General features: G+C 64.4%; 20 protein-coding genes and 1 pseudogene. 15 read left to right on the top strand and 6 right to left on the bottom strand.

The window, feature by feature from the left end; translation table 11 throughout:
- Window positions 1-387, bottom strand: coding sequence for a toll/interleukin-1 receptor domain-containing protein (locus LWC34_RS14115; protein WP_233725503.1), 387 nt, complete (start codon window positions 385-387; stop codon window positions 1-3).
- A gap of 141 nt (window positions 388-528) precedes the next feature.
- Here LWC34_RS14115 and LWC34_RS14110 point away from each other — a divergent pair, with 141 nt between their 5' ends.
- From LWC34_RS14110 to LWC34_RS14090, 5 genes and pseudogenes are all read left to right on the top strand, one after another.
- Entirely contained in the window at window positions 529-852 is a 324-nt protein-coding gene (locus tag LWC34_RS14110; protein ID WP_233725502.1) for a putative quinol monooxygenase, read from the top strand.
- Window positions 853-877: 25 nt separating this feature from the next.
- The gene (locus LWC34_RS14105) at window positions 878-1,051 is read left to right on the top strand and encodes a hypothetical protein (protein ID WP_233725501.1); all 174 of its coding nucleotides are present in this window, start codon (window positions 878-880) and stop codon (window positions 1,049-1,051) included.
- A pseudogene (locus LWC34_RS58805) lies at window positions 1,051-1,443 on the top strand (DUF4419 domain-containing protein); the annotation flags it as partial. The gene LWC34_RS14105 and the pseudogene LWC34_RS58805, both read left to right, overlap by 1 nt.
- Before the next feature lie 80 nt (window positions 1,444-1,523).
- Window positions 1,524-2,210 carry a hypothetical protein gene (locus LWC34_RS14095; protein WP_233725499.1) on the top strand — a complete coding sequence of 229 codons (687 nt, stop codon included), beginning with the start codon at window positions 1,524-1,526 and terminating at the stop codon, window positions 2,208-2,210.
- A 29-nt stretch (window positions 2,211-2,239) separates the two neighbouring features.
- Complete coding sequence (locus tag LWC34_RS14090; protein ID WP_233725498.1) at window positions 2,240-3,028, top strand: SDR family oxidoreductase; 789 nt, start codon at window positions 2,240-2,242, stop codon at window positions 3,026-3,028.
- Here the strand turns inward: LWC34_RS14090 and LWC34_RS14085 are convergent.
- On the bottom strand, window positions 3,006-3,359 hold the full coding sequence (locus LWC34_RS14085) for a GntR family transcriptional regulator (RefSeq protein ID WP_233725497.1): 354 nt from the start codon (window positions 3,357-3,359) through the stop codon (window positions 3,006-3,008). The genes LWC34_RS14090 and LWC34_RS14085 overlap by 23 nt on opposite strands.
- Before the next feature lie 504 nt (window positions 3,360-3,863).
- On the opposite strand from LWC34_RS14085, the gene LWC34_RS14080 reads away from it, so the two are divergent.
- Window positions 3,864-5,573: a bifunctional copper resistance protein CopD/cytochrome c oxidase assembly protein gene (locus LWC34_RS14080; protein ID WP_233725496.1), complete on the top strand. Its 1,710-nt coding sequence runs from the start codon at window positions 3,864-3,866 to the stop codon at window positions 5,571-5,573.
- On the opposite strand, the gene LWC34_RS14075 is transcribed toward LWC34_RS14080, so the two are convergent.
- The 4 genes from LWC34_RS14075 to LWC34_RS14060 form a co-directional block, all read right to left on the bottom strand.
- The gene (locus tag LWC34_RS14075; RefSeq protein WP_233725495.1) at window positions 5,527-5,778 is read right to left on the bottom strand and encodes a DUF6510 family protein; all 252 of its coding nucleotides are present in this window, start codon (window positions 5,776-5,778) and stop codon (window positions 5,527-5,529) included. The genes LWC34_RS14080 and LWC34_RS14075 overlap by 47 nt on opposite strands.
- Window positions 5,779-5,780: 2 nt before the next feature.
- Window positions 5,781-6,521, bottom strand: coding sequence for a ferredoxin reductase (locus LWC34_RS14070; RefSeq protein ID WP_308200034.1), 741 nt, complete (start codon window positions 6,519-6,521; stop codon window positions 5,781-5,783).
- Window positions 6,491-7,087: a sulfite oxidase-like oxidoreductase gene (locus LWC34_RS14065; RefSeq protein ID WP_233725494.1), complete on the bottom strand. Its 597-nt coding sequence runs from the start codon at window positions 7,085-7,087 to the stop codon at window positions 6,491-6,493. The genes LWC34_RS14070 and LWC34_RS14065 overlap by 31 nt, the downstream gene beginning before the upstream one ends.
- A 68-nt stretch (window positions 7,088-7,155) precedes the next feature.
- Window positions 7,156-7,548 (bottom strand): DUF5709 domain-containing protein, encoded by a 393-nt coding sequence (locus tag LWC34_RS14060; RefSeq protein ID WP_233725493.1) that lies wholly within the window; start codon window positions 7,546-7,548, stop codon window positions 7,156-7,158.
- 139 nt (window positions 7,549-7,687) lie between these two features.
- Here LWC34_RS14060 and LWC34_RS14055 point away from each other — a divergent pair, with 139 nt between their 5' ends.
- The 9 genes from LWC34_RS14055 to LWC34_RS14015 all read left to right on the top strand — a co-directional run bounded on the left by LWC34_RS14055 (window position 7,688) and on the right by LWC34_RS14015 (window position 15,566).
- The gene (locus tag LWC34_RS14055) at window positions 7,688-8,494 is read left to right on the top strand and encodes a polysaccharide lyase (RefSeq protein WP_233725492.1); all 807 of its coding nucleotides are present in this window, start codon (window positions 7,688-7,690) and stop codon (window positions 8,492-8,494) included.
- 129 nt (window positions 8,495-8,623) lie between these two features.
- Window positions 8,624-8,917, top strand: coding sequence for a cupin domain-containing protein (locus tag LWC34_RS14050; RefSeq protein ID WP_233725491.1), 294 nt, complete (start codon window positions 8,624-8,626; stop codon window positions 8,915-8,917).
- A gap of 332 nt (window positions 8,918-9,249) precedes the next feature.
- A complete protein-coding gene (locus tag LWC34_RS14045) occupies window positions 9,250-10,656 on the top strand; it encodes a glycosyl hydrolase family 18 protein (RefSeq protein WP_233725490.1) in 1,407 nt (468 codons plus the stop codon).
- A gap of 94 nt (window positions 10,657-10,750) precedes the next feature.
- Window positions 10,751-11,248, top strand: a complete 498-nt coding sequence (locus LWC34_RS14040) for a YbaB/EbfC family nucleoid-associated protein (protein WP_233725489.1) — start codon at window positions 10,751-10,753, stop codon at window positions 11,246-11,248.
- Window positions 11,245-12,855, top strand: coding sequence for a WXG100 family type VII secretion target (locus LWC34_RS14035; protein ID WP_233725488.1), 1,611 nt, complete (start codon window positions 11,245-11,247; stop codon window positions 12,853-12,855). The genes LWC34_RS14040 and LWC34_RS14035 overlap by 4 nt, the downstream gene beginning before the upstream one ends.
- Before the next feature lie 11 nt (window positions 12,856-12,866).
- The gene (locus LWC34_RS14030) at window positions 12,867-13,577 is read left to right on the top strand and encodes a hypothetical protein (protein WP_233725487.1); all 711 of its coding nucleotides are present in this window, start codon (window positions 12,867-12,869) and stop codon (window positions 13,575-13,577) included.
- Window positions 13,574-14,245, top strand: a complete 672-nt coding sequence (locus tag LWC34_RS14025) for a hypothetical protein (RefSeq protein ID WP_233725486.1) — start codon at window positions 13,574-13,576, stop codon at window positions 14,243-14,245. Before LWC34_RS14030 ends, LWC34_RS14025 begins: the two co-directional genes overlap by 4 nt.
- A gap of 41 nt (window positions 14,246-14,286) precedes the next feature.
- Entirely contained in the window at window positions 14,287-14,922 is a 636-nt protein-coding gene (locus tag LWC34_RS14020; protein ID WP_233725485.1) for a hypothetical protein, read from the top strand.
- Complete coding sequence (locus LWC34_RS14015; RefSeq protein WP_233725484.1) at window positions 14,919-15,566, top strand: hypothetical protein; 648 nt, start codon at window positions 14,919-14,921, stop codon at window positions 15,564-15,566. The genes LWC34_RS14020 and LWC34_RS14015 overlap by 4 nt, the downstream gene beginning before the upstream one ends.
- Window positions 15,567-15,611: the final 45 nt, after the last annotated feature.

Raw genomic sequence — 15,611 nt, 5'->3', positions numbered from 1 at the left:
TCATTTCATGGCGGCTACGAGAGCCCGTACGCCCTCATCCCAGTCCGCCGTGAGGTCCACATGCTTGATGTCAGCGAGGATCGCGGGCGCATCGCCGCCGGTCAGACGTACTGGCAATAGCTTCACCGGTTTGCCGCTGACTTGCCTATGCAGCGCGGACATCCATTCCCGTTCCTGCCAAGGACTGGCAGAGGAATTGGGCGAATAGCACAATACGAGATAGGCCGCCTCGGACAGCCCGTCGTTCATCTTCTGCACAACGGAATCGCCGATGTGCAGTTCCCACGTGTCCAGCCAGACATCGTGACCGTACAAGCGCAGGTCAAGGGCGAGCCGCTCGGCTTCGGCGTGATCGGTGCTGCGATAACTGATGAAGACCGCGGCCATCGACCCTCCCCTCCGGCAGGGACAGGATAGCCGTCCAGCGCGCACGGAGTATGTCCTTGTCCACACAGGAGCTGCCCGGGGCGCGCCAAGGTGTCTCATTGTGCGACAGCCGGGGCGGCTGGACTTCGATACGATGCGTTAATGATCTTCATTACCGCCAAGTTCCTGATCAAGCCGGAATACGCCGACCAGTGGCCGGAGCTGAGCAAGGACTTCACCGAGGCCACCCGTGCCGAACCTGGGTGCAAGTGGTTCGACTGGTCCCGCAGCGTCGACAACCCCAACGAGTACGTGATCGTCGAGGCGTTCGAAGACGATGACGCCGGTGTTGCCCACGTGACCTCGGATCACTTCAAGGCCGCGCAGCAGAACTTCCCGCAGTATCTCGCCGAGACGCCGCGGATCGTGAACTTCAAGGTCCCGCAGGACGATTGGTCGGCGCTGGGCGAATTCACTGTGGAATAAGGACATCCGGCGCTAGCGTCGCGCCGTGGTCACGCCCGCCGCCGAGCCGCTGCCCACGCAGCCGTTGAGCGAGCTGTACGCCGACGCGCTGGCCATCGGCGGCGACCCCGCGCGGGCGGTTGTCGTGCCTGACGGCGTGCATCCGCTGCTGGTCGATCACGCTGGCCGCAAGCGAATCGCGGTCGTGCACCCGGTCTGATGCCTGAGGATGCCGGGAGCTGGCAGCTGCTCGTCGACCAGTTCAGCAAGCTGGTCGCCGGTGAGATCGCCGATGCCGAACTCTTCGAGTGCGACTTCTCCACGAGCACTCAGGTCGAGCAGACCGCTGGCCGGGTCGTGCTGCTCGAAGCCTACTCGCCGTACTTCTCGCTGTGTCTGATCTCCATCTGCGACATCCCGTCGATCACCCTTACCGGCACCGTCGAGGACTGGCGCAAGATCCGCGATCGGGTGGATCACCTGGAGAAGTTCGGGCTTCGGAAGTGGTGCCGGTCGCTGCGGCCGATCACCGACCAGTTCGTGCGGGCCGCGTCCGGCACCGTGGACCTCGCGTTCTGGAAGCGGATCTACAACCCGGCCGATGCCTATGGCGGCCAGGTCATCAACGGGTGGATCCCCCGGCTGTACCCGTACCTCAGAGCGGCAATGGCGCCTAAGACCAGCCCAATCCGATGCTGGACCTGCCGTTGGACGAGCCGAAGAACGACACGTCCAGGGCGAAGGGCATTGTCAGCAGCAGCGTCCCGTCCACGCTGTCCACAGCGACCATTCATATCCAGGACCAGGACAACCACGCAGTCGCACTGCACGCGGGCCTGGTCGGGATCGCGCAGGACGACGATGGCGCGCTGTGTCCCATCGCGGGCTGGCACCTCGCGCCCGCCACCGCGGCGATGGACGACGTGGCCGACCGCATGATCAACGAGCACAACGTCACGACCACGGATGCGCTGGGCGAGGACTTGACGGGCCCGCACGAGCTCATCGTGCTTGATCGGCGCGTCGCGTCGGCCGTTCTGTTCGATGGCGCATGGCGGTTGCGCCCGGAGCACGACCGTCTGTGGGCCGATCTCGAAGACGGACCCACGATCAGAATCGTCTTCGACCTGGCTGACGGGCGTCACGTCGGCTACACCGGCTGGGACGAGGAGAGTGTCCGGTGGGTGGCGTGCCGCGTCGATGACCAGCACGTTGTCGACGATCTGGCGGACATCCCGGTGTTCGGGTCGTCGTTGGCCGTTCTGCTGGAAGCGGCGATGGATTTCGGCGGCGACGTCAGCTCGCTGCGAACCGAGGCGCTCGCAGATCTGGAGTTCGAGCCGCAGGCTGCGCTAGTGTTCCCAGCCGATCCTGAATAGTTCTCACGTTTGGCGGGCGGTGGGGCGTCGTGCACGCGGTGATCACGGGTGGGTCCAGTGGGATCGGGCTCGCAGTTGCCACCGCTCTCGGCGAACGCGGCGACATCGTCTCGCTGATCGCGCGAGACCCGGACCGGCTCGCCAAAGCCGCGGACTCCTTACGATTACAGGGAATCGACGTCCGTGTGGCCGCTGTGGACGTCGCCGACCAACAAGCGGTCACCGAAGCCATCGCGAAGCTCACCACCGAGGCTGGCCACTGCGACATCCTGGTCAGCGCGGCAGGCCAGGCCCGCCCCGGATACTTCCACGAACTCGACGACGAAGTGTTCCGCCGCATGATGGAAGTCGACTACTTCGGCACGCTGCACGCCATCCGCGCGGTCACGCCCGCGATGATCGAACGCCGAAGCGGATCGATCGTGGCGATCTCATCGGCCACCGCCGTCCTCGGCATCTTCGGCTACACCGCCTACTCACCAGCCAAATTCGCCGTCCGTGGCCTGATGGAGTCACTGCGCGACGAACTGCGCCCGCACGACGTGCACGTCGCCTGCGTCTATCCACCCGACGTCGACACACCCCAGCTTGCCGAAGAGAACCGCTTCAAACCCGCCGAAACAGCGGCCATCAGCGGAAGCGTCCGCCCGATCACGGCCGAAACGGTCGCTTTGGCCATCGTGCGAGCCATCGACCGCAAGCAATACGCCGTCTACCCCGATCGTTCGAGCGCGCTACTGGCCGCCCTTGGCCCGCTCATGGCACCTGTGCTGCGGAGAATGATCGACCGCCGCGTTATGCGTGCAACGCGGCCCTGACGATGCTCAACGCCTCCTCGGGATCCAGCCCGAGCGCGCGAGCCTGCGAGGCGTAGTCCCGCGCGGCCCGTTGGATCACGATGCGGCTCTGCTGACCGGCCGCGCTGACGAACGTCCCCGCCCGGCCACGGGTCTCGATCAGACCGGCTTCCTCGAGCTCCCGATACGCCTTGGCCACGGTGTTGGCCGCCAGTTTCAGCTCCGCGGCCAGCGCGCGGACGGTCGGCAGCTTGGCACCGACAGGCAGCGTGCGATCGGTGATCTGCTGGGCGAACTGGGACCGGACCTGCTCGAAGGGCGCCACGGACGAACCCGGGTCGATCGTGATCACGCCGCTCCTTGCGTCACTGGTCAGGGCCTTCAGGATACGTCTTGCGCCACTGCACGGTCGGTGCAGGCACTTATCTCCACCCCTCCAGCCGATCGATGACCGCCTGCAAAGCCAGGCGAAGGTCGCATGGTTTTGTCCACAATAGATTCCGCGCGGCAACGTACAACCTCGCGATTTCCCAGTGCTCCGCGATCCGCAACCGAACTGCCTGCGCCTGAACAAGACAAGCCCGCAAGCAACGGTCAACACGCTGTGCCGCAACGGTGGACACGGCCTTCAGGAACGGTGGACACACCGCGAGGGCAGGGTGCTGCCACAGGTCCCGATCACTGCCGAGACCCCGATTAGGTGCTGTCCCGCGAATTCCCGCATGTCCGCCTTGTCCGAAGCTCGATGTTTTTTCGTCACTTAATAATTAACCATGTCCGTAGTCCCAGCTACAGTCCCATACTCGGCGGGTGCATACCGGATTGCCGCCTCCATCTGGGCATCTAGGATCCGCGCGTGCGCGTATCTCCGAAGACTGGTGCCCTGCTTGGGATGGGGGCGGTCGTCGCCTGCCTTGTGGCGGTCGGTCTGCTGTCAGTCACCGGAAACGACTTCACCGTCGCAGGCTTGCGCGGCACGGACCTCTACGCGAGCTACGGCCTTCCGATCGTCAGAGTCCTCGCAGAGCTTGGCGCGGTCGTCTGCGTCGGCGGCCTCCTGCTCTCCGGGTTCCTCCTGCCCGAGCCACAACCCCGCTCGGTCACGACAGCAGGATGGGCAGCGGTCCTCTGGGCAATAGCCGCGATCCTGTCGATTCCGTTCACCCTTGCCGACGTCTACGCGAGGCCGCTCAGCTACTTCATGGACTTCGACCGCCTTGTCGAAATCGCCTTCGCCGTAGAGCCGACAAGAGCATGGATGCTCACTGCCCTCATCGCCATCGTGATCGCCATCGCCACCAGAAGGATCACGAGCCAGTCAGCGACAAGGCTGCTGCTTGGCCTAGCCCTGTTCGGGCTTGTTCCTGTTGCCTCAAGCGGACATTCGTCCAGCGGCGGCGACCACGACTGGGCCACGGCAAGCCTCCTGACCCACCTCGTAGCCGCGGCACTCTGGGTCGGCGGGCTCATTAGTCTTGTGGCGTACCGAAAAGGCGAGCACCTCAAAACCGCGGTCACAAGGTTTTCCACGCTGGCCTTATGGTGCTGGATCGCGTTGGCAGCCTCAGGAGCCATCAACGCGCTGGTCCGAGTCAAGCTGCCGAACCTCTTCACCACCAACTACGGCCTGCTCGTCATCGCGAAAGCCGGAGCTCTCCTGCTCCTGGGCCTGTTCGGCTACTTCCAGCGCCAGAAGGGCGTGAAAGAAGTACAGGACAAGGGGACCGCGCGGGCCCTGATGAAACTGGGTTCCATAGAAGTTCTGTTGATGCTCATGACGATCGGGCTCGCCGCCGCCCTCGCCCGCACCCCTCCCCCGGACCACAACGACATCGTGCCGACGATGGAGCTCAAACTCGGTTACGTCCTCAGTGGACCACCAGACCTCGCGAAACTCCTCACCGACTGGCGTTTCGACCTTCTGCTCGGCACCGCGGCCATCATCTTCGCCGTCATCCACCGGAAAGCCATATGGATCGCGGGATGCGCGGCGATCCTGATCGCGACATCGTCCGGAATCGGGCGCTACGCACCCGCGGTCTTCAGCATTCACGTCCTCAGCGCGATGATCCTCGCGGTCGGCGCCCCGATCCTGCTTGCCCGGGGCGTCCCCAGGAAATACCGGGTACTGCTGCACCCGATCCTGGCCACCCTGCTGTTCAGCAGTTCCTGCTATCTCGTCTACTTCACCGGCGTGTTCGAGTGGTCCCTTGATCAGCCGGTTGTCCGCACAGGCATCCACCTGTGGTTCCTGGTCGTCGGACTCGCCTTCTTCATGACCGCGTTCGCGGCCGAGGTTCCGGTCAAAGACAGACGGCGCATGGTTTTCGCCGCGTTGGCCACGCAGACCGTGTTCGCCGGAGTGTTGCTGCTGATGGACAACGTGATCGGCGAGCGGTTCTACCTGTCGCTGAAACTGCCGTGGACTCCCGATTTCGCCGCGTCCCAACAGCTCGGCGGCGCCATCGCGATCGGGTTCGGCGTTGCTCCACTCTTGATCGCCGGGCTTGTCCTTCTGGTCACGCCTCAGCGGGCAACGGAACGCGAACTGACTGCGATCCTCTGAGATCCAGCCAGATCTCGGTATCCGTCCGGACCATGCGAGCCGTGATCTCGCCACAGCCCGCGCACCGGACCACGATCCCTGGGCCTGAGTCGTAGACGAGGTGTTCGGCGAACGGGCCGACCCGCGCGCACGAACCACAGGTCAGTTTGAGCACCGAGACGTCGAAGCCGAGAGCTGCCGCGACCGCGTTGCCATCGACGTGCATTGTCATCCTCCGGATGGGCCGAATCGTTCGGTACGGATCGCGCGCGGGTCGTGTCCGTCATCCACCAGTAGTTTCGCCACCGCTTCGACGAAACCGGTCGGACCGCAGACATACGTCCGGGCGCCCGCGTCAGGGGGCCACAACATCGCCAGGTCCGACGGGTCGACGCGGCCAGCGGGCCGTCCCGATGGCGACGTGGCACGGGTGTAGATCCTGGTCACCTCTATGGAATGCTTGGCCAGTTCGTCCGCGTAGTACTCGTCCTGCGGGCCGCGGACCGAGTACAGCAGCTTGAAATCGGCGTTGCTGCCCGCCTGCGCGCGGGCCCGGATCATCGCCATCAGCGGCACGATCCCTGAACCGCCCGCGACCAGCGACACCGGTACGTCCAGCGACGGCTCCCAAGTGAACCAGCCGCCGATCGGCCCGCGCAGTTCGATCACGTCATCCGGCAGCAGGTCCTGGACCAAGAATGGCGACACCTCGCCATCGGGCACCTCCTGGACCATGATCTCGATCCGCTCGTCGTCCGTCGGCGCGGCCAGCGAGTAACTGCGCTGCGTGCTGTAGCCGTCCTCGGCGGTGAGCCGGATGTCGATGTGCTGCCCGGCCAGGTGTCCTGGCCAGTCGGGTACGTCGAACAGGATCGTGCGGGATGTCGGTGTTTCCACCCGGATGTCCGCGACGGTCCCGGGCAACCAGTGCAGGACCATCAGTCGCCCGTGTACCTCTGCTCGCGCCACGGGTCACCGTAGTTGTGGTACCCGAGCGTCTCCCAGAATCCGGGCTCGTCGTGGTCGCCGAGCGTAAGGCCTTTGACCCATTTCGCGGACTTCCAGAAGTACAGGTGCGGCACGAGCAGCCGGACCGGACCGCCGTGCTCGGGCGGCAGATCTTCGCCTTCGAAGCGGTGTACGAGCCAGGCCTTGCCGTCGAGCAGGTCTTCTACCGGCAGGTTCGTGGTGTAGCCGCCGTATGAGTGGACAACGGCGTAATCAGCGCCTGTGTCGACCGCGTCGAACAACACGTCCAGCGAGACGCCCTGCCAGCTGGTGTGCAGCTTCGACCACTTCGTCACACAGTGGATGTCGACCGTCGGCCTCTCGCTGGGCAATGCCTGCAGGTCACGCCACGTCCAGGTGTGTTTGGCACTGGCTTCGGTCGTGATCGTGAACTGCCAGTCGTCTGCCTTGATCCGGGGCGTCGGCCCCGCGGACAGGACCGGGAAATCGTGCGTGAGGTACTGGCCTGGCGGCAGATCGGGTGCCGAGTCCCGTCTGCTCCGGAAGCCCCGGGTCACGATGCTCATGGGTGCATTGTGGTTATCACCGGGGCCTACCGCCAGAGCAACGCGGCTCACGGATCATCGTGAACGGCTCAGTATTCGCGTGGGTCGACCAGGTGCACGGCCGCCTCCTCGGCCGAGGCCGCGCCGCCGTCGATGCCCACGTCCGAGGCGTAGAGCTCGTCGTCGGTGTCGGATCCGAAGCCTTCGTCCTGTGCGACGAGGCGACCGGCACGGAAGTCGCCGACCTCGTCGTCGATCAGTTCGCCGTCGGTGTCCCGCGCGTCGCCGAGATCGTCGTCTTCGTCGTCATAGGACACATCCGGTTCCTCGCGGGCGAGCCGGTCTTCGAAGCTCACGCCCTCGTCGAGCACGGGCGCCTTCTCCGGCGGCGAGTAGCCCTCGTCGTAGGCATTCCGGTCGTCCAATGTGTCCTCAGGATCGAGGATTCCGGTGTCGGCGTTGTCTTCGATGTCGTTGTCCACGGGCGTCATCGTACGCCCGATCGCCATTCATATACATGAACAAACGTCAAATGCTTGAACAAATAGGGAACTTGGCCTTACCGTTCTGACCTATGCGCCGCCGCCAACGGGTCCCTGCCCGCGCGTTGGAAGGAATCGCATGTCCCTGCACGGTTCCCGGCTGCGTAAGGCGATTGTCGCCTGCGCTGCCTTGGCCGGCCTCATTTCCATGAGTGCCCCGGCCGCACAGGCCGCACCCGCGCCCTGGTCCGGAACGTTCTCCGGCTTCAACTCGTCCTCGTGGCGGGGAAGCTGGGGAATCGACGGCCGAGGCGAGTTCGGGTTCGGCAACATGTCGGCATCCGGCGCCACGCTGGATGTCAAGTACGGCAAGGGTTCCTCCGCACCCTCGTGCACGAACTGCCCGACAAGCGGAGGAGGTCAGTTCTATCAGGACCTCGGCAAGATCGGCCGGTCCGATCTGCGCAACTCGTCAACCCTGTACTTCCGTTACCGGGTCCGGTTCCCCAGTGGTTTCGACTGGGGTCTAGGCGGGAAGCTCCCCGGCCTCTATGGCGGGGATCCGGGACAGGCAAGCGGTGGCAACCATGGGAACGCATGGTCCACCCGCTTCATGTTCCGTAACGGCAGCAAGGGCGAGGTCTACGTCTACACCCCTGGTGGCAGCGGATACGGCCGGGACGTCGGTCTCGGTTCGTGGAGTTTCGCCGCTGACAACCAGACCCACACGATCGAGCAGATGGTGAACCGGTCAACCGGCCAGATCACTGTCTGGTACGACAACCGGCAGGTGCTCTCGGTGCGCGAGGCACCGAACATCGCGTCGATCCCCTTCAAGGGCGTCTTCTTCTCGACGTTCTTCGGTGGACACGACACCAGTTGGGGACCAAAGAAGGAAGTACACGCGTACTTCTCGGACTTCTCGATCAGCACGACAAAGCACTGACCGCATAACACTTGACGGGCGTCCGGTACGGGCGCCCGTCAAGATGCAGACGTGAAAACCGAACGCGAGTTCTTCCCTGCCGGTGACATCCCCTGACAGGACAGCGACCAAGACGGAGTCGCCGAGCGGGTGTTGTCCCGCAACGATGACGACCCGCGGATCCTGACCAGGCTGGCGCGCTGGGAACCTGGCCTCGACACGACGGCTGCCGGAGTGATCACCCACGACTATGTCGAAGAGGTGTACATCCTCTGCGGTTCACTGCATGATCACACATTGGACCGTACATTCCAGGCGGGCGACTTCGCTTCACGCAGGCCAGGAATGCCGCACGGTCCCTATCGGACTGCCGAGGGCTGCGTGATGCTGGAACCCGCTACCGTCCATCCTGATCATCCTCTTCGGACGCACCAGGTGGTTTAGACCGGTATAGACCTGCGCGAACAGTTCGTTCGACAACCGAACGAACACCTTTACTTCCCTTGTCGTGACTTAGTTTTAGCCATGCAGTACCTTGAAGGCACGCCGCCACTTGAGTGAAGGGACGTGTCGATGAAGACACTGAGCAGAGAAAGCCATCCGCGGCGTGTGACAAGAGCGCGCTCCGCGAGATAGTTCGCTCTCCCCTTCGCCGAAACCCAAACCCCTGCAGATATCAACGGGTTTCGTCTCCTTTGCGTCGATGTCGGCCCCCTGCCTTCCGGCACCGACTGTTTTTGCGACGCAACGGGACCCCATGTGAAAGGGAACCGTTCATGCAATGGACAAAACTGGGCAAACGCCTGAGCGCCGCAGGCATTGCCTTTGCCACTGTCGCGACAGGAGTCACGGTCGCAGTCACGACAACGGCCAACGCGGCACCCGCTGTCGCGCCATCCGCTGCCGTGGCGGCGTTGCCACCTGGCTTCAAGAGCGTCGGCTACATGCCGTCGTGGTCCGGCAACGTCAACAGCATTCAGTACAGCAAGCTCACCCACATCAACTACTCCTTCGTGCTGCCGAACTCCAACGGCACACTGCAGGGAATTCCTGACCCGAACAAGCTTCGGTCGCTGGTTTCCTTGGGACACAACAACGGTGTCCGGGTGTCGCTGGCCGTGGGTGGCTGGAATGACGGCAACGACTCGGCTTTCGAGCAGTTGGCCGGCAACGCGGGTAGCCGCACCACGTTCGTGAGCGCGTTGATCGGCGTGGTCAACGAATACAACCTCGACGGCATCGACATGGACTGGGAATACCCGGATCCAGGTCAGTCGGCGGCGAACTACACCGCGATGATGCGCCAGCTCGGTGACGCGCTGCACAGCCGGGGCAAGCTGCTCACCGCGGCCGTGGTTTCCGGCGGTGGCACCGCCAACGGTGTGGAGCCCGCTGTCTTCGGGATCGTCGACTGGCTCAACATCATGGCGTACGACGGCGGCAGCCCGCACGCCAACTACGACTGGTCGATCCAGTCGGCGAACTTCTGGAAGGGCCGCGGTCTGCCAGCCAGCAAGACCGTGCTGGGTGTGCCTTTCTACAGCCGTCCGGTTTACGTTCCGTACTCGCAGATCGTCGCGGCCGACCCGGCCAACGCGAACCGTGACTGCGCGAACATCAGCGGCGGCACGCAGTGCTACAACGGCATCCCCACGATCAGGCGCAAGACCCAGTGGGCGGTTGCCAACGCGGGCGGCATCATGAACTGGGAGCTGTCCCAGGACACGAGCGGCGCGACATCGTTGCTGAGCGCGATCTTCGACGCGGCCGGCGGCACCACCCCGCCACCCGGTGGCGGTAGGTCCGGTCCGATCACCGGTATCGCTGGCAAGTGCGTCGACGTTGCGGGGGCCAACTCCGCCAACGGAACCGCGGTTCAGATCTACTCCTGCAACGGCACGGGCGCGCAGACGTGGACTGTCGGTACCGACAACACGCTCCGGGCGCTCGGCAAGTGCATGGACGTGGCGGGCGCGGGCACCGCGAACGGCACGGTAATCCAGCTGTGGGACTGCAACGGCACTGGCGCACAGTCGTGGCAGGCCAACGGCGACGGCACGCTGCGCAACGCGGCATCGGGGCGTTGCCTCGACGCCACCGGTAACAGCTCCGCGGACGGCACCCGTCTGCAGATCTGGGACTGTGCCGCCAGCGCGAACCAGGTCTGGCAACTGCCTGCCTGATTGTTAACGCTGTGACAATGGCCCGCCCGGTTTCGACCCGGGCGGGCCATTGTTTTGGTTACGATCCCCCAGCACCATCCTGAAGGGGGGATTCGTGGCGATCGACGACGCTGTGCCGAATAACGCGGCGTTCCAGCAGAAGATGCGTCAGTTCAAGGAACAAGCGGCCCGTGCGGCCCAACTGAAGGACCGATTGGGGGAGCTGAAAGGCAGCGCCCGCAATTCGGACGGATCGGTCACAGTGACGGTCGCGCCTTCCGGCGCGATTCTCGGACTGCAGTTATCACCCGCGGCGATGACCCGCACCCACACCCAGCTCACCCAGGAAATCCTGAGCACGATCCGGCAGGCAACCCAGCAAGCCGCCGCGATGACCGAGGAGATCGTCCGCCCGGCGATCGGCGACGAGGGATTCGAACGGTTCCAGGAAGCTTTCCGAGCACACGCCCCGGCAGTGAACCCGATCGGCCCATCCGAGCCACCTCCGGCATCGAGCCTGCCGATCCCAGGAGCACCACCCGCCATGCAACCGCGCCCACGGCCGAGCCACGACGATGACGACTACGACGGCTTCCAAGGGATCAAGCGATGACCGGGTTCGCGGTCGACGGCGCCCAGCTGTTGGCGCACGGTGAAGGCTCGGTCAAACAGTCGGATAACTTCGCCGGTCTGGAGAAACTGCTCGAACAGGCCAGGGTCAGCGACGACTGTTTCGGCCCATTGTTCTTCTACTTCAAGGACAAGTACGCCGAGTCCTTGATGGAATGCCAGGCAATGGCCAAACAGGCGGCCACGTACCTGACCGAGATCTCCGCGACGGTCCAGCAGACGGCGAAGGCCTACGGCGCGACCGAAGCCAACAACACGAGCGGCCTCGCGGACGTCGATAAGGGTGTCGGAACCCTCGGCGACCTCAACAGCGCGGGTGACAGCACCCGCAAGAACATGTACCAGCAGGCCAGCGCCTACGGCAGTTCCTGGTCGAAGGCCACCCAGGACGTCACGGCGCAGCTGAAAGACCCGGGCAGTCCGCCGGAGGCCGCCTTCGCCGCGTTCAACGCGCGGATGGAACAGATCAAGGCGGTCACCAGCCCTGGTGAGTCGTTCATCGACAACGGGCTTGGCTGGCTGATCGGCATCGTGATCAGCCCGCTCGTCGAGCTGCTCGAACCGGCCATCGGCGACCCGGAGCAGATGCGCAGCACCGCCAAGGGCTGGGAAAACGTCGCCGAATGGCTGAAGAACGTCGCCGACGCCGAGGACAAGCGCAGCCAGGCCACCTCGGCCATCTGGGAAGGCGAGTCGGCCGAGCAGTTCCGGTCCCAGATGAAGGAGTTCGGCGACGGCGCTCGTGCGATGGCCGGAGATGTCAACGACATCAAAGGCATCCTGGAGACCGCGGCGGACATCTTCGACACGTTCGTGATGATCTGCATCGACATCATCCAGGAACTGGTCCTCGGCCTGATCATCGAATGGCTCGCCGCACTGGCGGCCTCCTGGATCACCTTCGGCGCCGCCGCGGCGGCGGTCGGTGGACTCACCGCGGCACAGACCGCCATCACCCTGACCCGGCTCGGTTCGAAGATCGCTGACCTGTTCAACAAGCTCAAGCCGCTCATCACCGCGCTCGAGAAGATCCTCGTCGCACTGCGGAAGAGCAAGATCGGTGGTGTGCTGGAGAAACTGGCCGAGAAGCGCGGAACCTTCGGCATTGGCCGACAGATCACGGGCAACCCGGTAACCGGCCTCTCCTCCGCCTACCAGAACACCCGTGATGCCCACAAAGCGATCGACAACGCACGGGACACGCTGGCCGCGGCACGCAAGTCGGGAGACCCGGACAAGATCGAGGACGCGTACAAGACCGTCGACAAAGCGCGGGAAAAGGTCTACAACGCGGACTCCAAAACGACCATTTCGTCCAACACCAGATACCGCAAGGACGCCACTGGGGAAGAGGCGCTCGCGCAGCACGTCATCAAGACCAGCCTCGGCTACCTGGGTCCTACCGGCAACACTGCCGGAAGCCGGGCGATCTATCAGGGAACCCTGGACAACTTGCCCGGTGCTGCAGTCGAGTGGGGTGCGAAACAGGCGTACGACTACGCCGAAGACCGATCGACTGACGAGGAACGCAAAGCGGCACAGCAGCGCGGCTTCTCGACCGACGACACGAATCCGCCGAGGACCCAGTGAGCATCAACAGAATGCCGTCCGAGACGGCCGGCCCTGCCGTCCACGCACAGTCGCTGCTTCGCCCCGACGAACGACTGCTGTGGGCGACCTTCAGCAAGGTGACGACGCTCGACAAACGTGGAATCGGCGCGGTGGGCGGAAAGCTGGCAAAGTTTGGAAAGAAGAACCTGGACGACTTCCTCGCTGCGCTCACCGACGCCGGTGACGCGGACCCCACGCCTGTGCCCGACGTCATTGCGTTCTACCGGTCCGAGAGCGACCTCGCTTACCAGCACGGACGGCGCATGTCCGGCTTGTCACACGGACTGTTCGCGCTGACGACCGCCAGGATGTACCTCGCCCAGATCGGGGTCCATCCTGGGGTCGTGCTCGACCAGCCCGCACCGCAACCCAAGCCTGAGCCATCGGGTAAGAAGAAAGGCAAGTTCGCGAGTTTCGTGGACGATATGGTCCAGACCGGTAAGGACGTCGCCGCCGCGGTGTCGACCGATACCAAGCCCGCCCGCAAGAAGGTGGCCGTGCACCCGATATATCCGCGGGTGTCCATCCCACGTGAGCAGATCGCCGAGTTCTCGGTCGAGAGCGACGGCACCGTGCGCAAGGTGCACTACCTGCGGATGGAACTGGTCGACCGGTCCGGCTTCGAATTCTTCTGCGGTGTGGTGAAGGAACGCGAACAGTACGAGCGTCTGCTCGCCCTGACCCACGGAGGGCCAGCGTGAAGTATCCGCAGCCGGTCAGGAAAGACCTTGAGCGGGAATGGGCGCGACCCGGTGAACGGATCCGCCTCGCGCTGGGCACCCGAATGCGCGTGGTGGGCTCGCGGATCGCGGGACGGGTTCAGGTGCCGCATCCGATGCCCGGCGACACGCCGATGGCGGTCGATCTCGACCTGCAGCCGCCATCGGCCAGCGACTTCGCCGCAGCGGGCCGGTTTGACGGGCTCGGCTGGACCGATGACGAGTCAATCGGCTGGTGGGTCGAGGCTCACGATCCACGTCAAGACGCTGCACTGATCGCCGACGCGATGGCCGGATGCAACGCTCAGTCGGGCCTCGCGCTGTCCGACCGCAGAGTAGCAGCGATCTTCCCAGAGCGTCTGCTGGTCTCCGGCCACGAGGTCCGCAAAGCGGCAAGAAAGGAGAAGAGCATCGTCGGCCAGGCGTTGTCGGCCGCGAACCAGTGGGCGTTCTCCTCGAAGAACTGGTCAGCATGGGAGAAGCTGGTTTCCTTGTGGGAGACGGACGCGCAGCGAGTTCGCGGCTGGAGCCGGTTTCTCACCGGCCGGAGTTTTCCGTTCGCCGAAATCATCCAGGTGGATTTCATCGACGGATCCACTCTGTACACCCTCCGGCACAAACTTGACTATGTCGAAGGACTGGACGGCTGAAGCACTACGAACATCCCGCTTCCGAGTTCGCGGGCGCGGCGGTGCACGCCCGCGAACTGCTGCCAGTCGGGGAACCCGCGCTCTGGGCCGCCTTTGCCAAGACCTCAGGCTCCGAGCAACGTGGATTCGGCGCTGCCAGCAAGAAAGTTCTCGCTGCTCCTGGCAAAGCGGCGGTCGTCGTCTTCGAGGAAATGACAGCGGACGAGGGCGGCAGGGACTCAGGTCCCCCACCTGACGAAGTCACTGCCTTCTATTACCCCAGCACAAGGTTGGCGCTCGACTATTACGAGGCAATTCCTTACCGGGACACACTGTGGGTCCTGACTCCGCAGCGGCTGCATGTGGCTCAGCGGCTTCAGCCACCCGAGCCGGTCGACGAGTTTCCTGACGGACCACCCGACTCTCGGCCAAAGAGCTGGCTCGACACCAACCCCAAGGCCACCGAACAACCGGTCCAGTCGCAACGCAAGCAGCGGCTGTACCCGCTGAAGCCGTGTGCCGACATTCCTCGTGCGCACATCGCCAGGTTTTCCGTGGACAGTGACGGTGCCATCAGGAAAAGGCATTTCCTGCGGATGGAACTGACCGACGGCTCCGGGTTCGAGTTCTTCTTCGGCCTCCGCCATCCCCGCGCGCACTACGACCAGCTTTTGGCACTCACACTTGGGGGATCATGACGGCCTATCCAGTGTTCGAGATGCGGGACGGCGAACGGCTGCTGACCGCGTCCGGCCCGTTGATTCGCCATGTCGGGTCGCTGATCGGCAACCGCGTCCAGGTGCCGCACCCCGCCGACACGTCCGGGCTGGTGCGGCTGGACCGGCTCCCGCATCGCCCGCTCGACGCCAGCGTCGCGGGCCGGTTCCCGATCGACGACTGGCCCGGCGACGACTCGATCGGCTGGTGGGTCGAGGCGCGCGATCCCAGCCATACCGCCGTATGGATGGCTGACGCGCTGGCCTCATGCGGTGGTGAAGGCGCGTTCATGCTGACCACGCAACGGGTTGCCGTGACCACCGCCGAGTACCTGTTCGCGTCCTTCCCCCGGCGCGCCCCCGACACCGGGAAGAAGAGCTTGCTCGGCAAGGTGCTCGCGACCGTGACCGGACCGAAGGCGTACCCGAACTACTGGGATCCGTTCACGGGCAAGCAGGTCGCGGTCTGGCAGACCGGTGCCGAGCAGGTCAGCGGCGTGTCAACGCCCCTGGTCGGGCGGGCCTTTCCGTTCCCGAAGATCTTCCAGGTCGATTTCGCCGACGGTTCGGTACTGTACGGCCGGTACGAGAAGGGATGCCTGATCAATGGCGTAAAGGCGCCATGAGGCCGACGAACGGACGTATCGCCCTCCGCGCATGTATACAAAGCT

It is taken from the genome of Kibdelosporangium philippinense (genome assembly GCF_021390435.2).
In the GTDB taxonomy this organism is placed as follows: Bacteria; Actinomycetota; Actinomycetes; order Mycobacteriales; family Pseudonocardiaceae; genus Kibdelosporangium; species Kibdelosporangium philippinense.
Note: the sequence above shows the minus strand (reverse complement) of the source record. Positions and strands in the feature narration are given on the sequence as shown.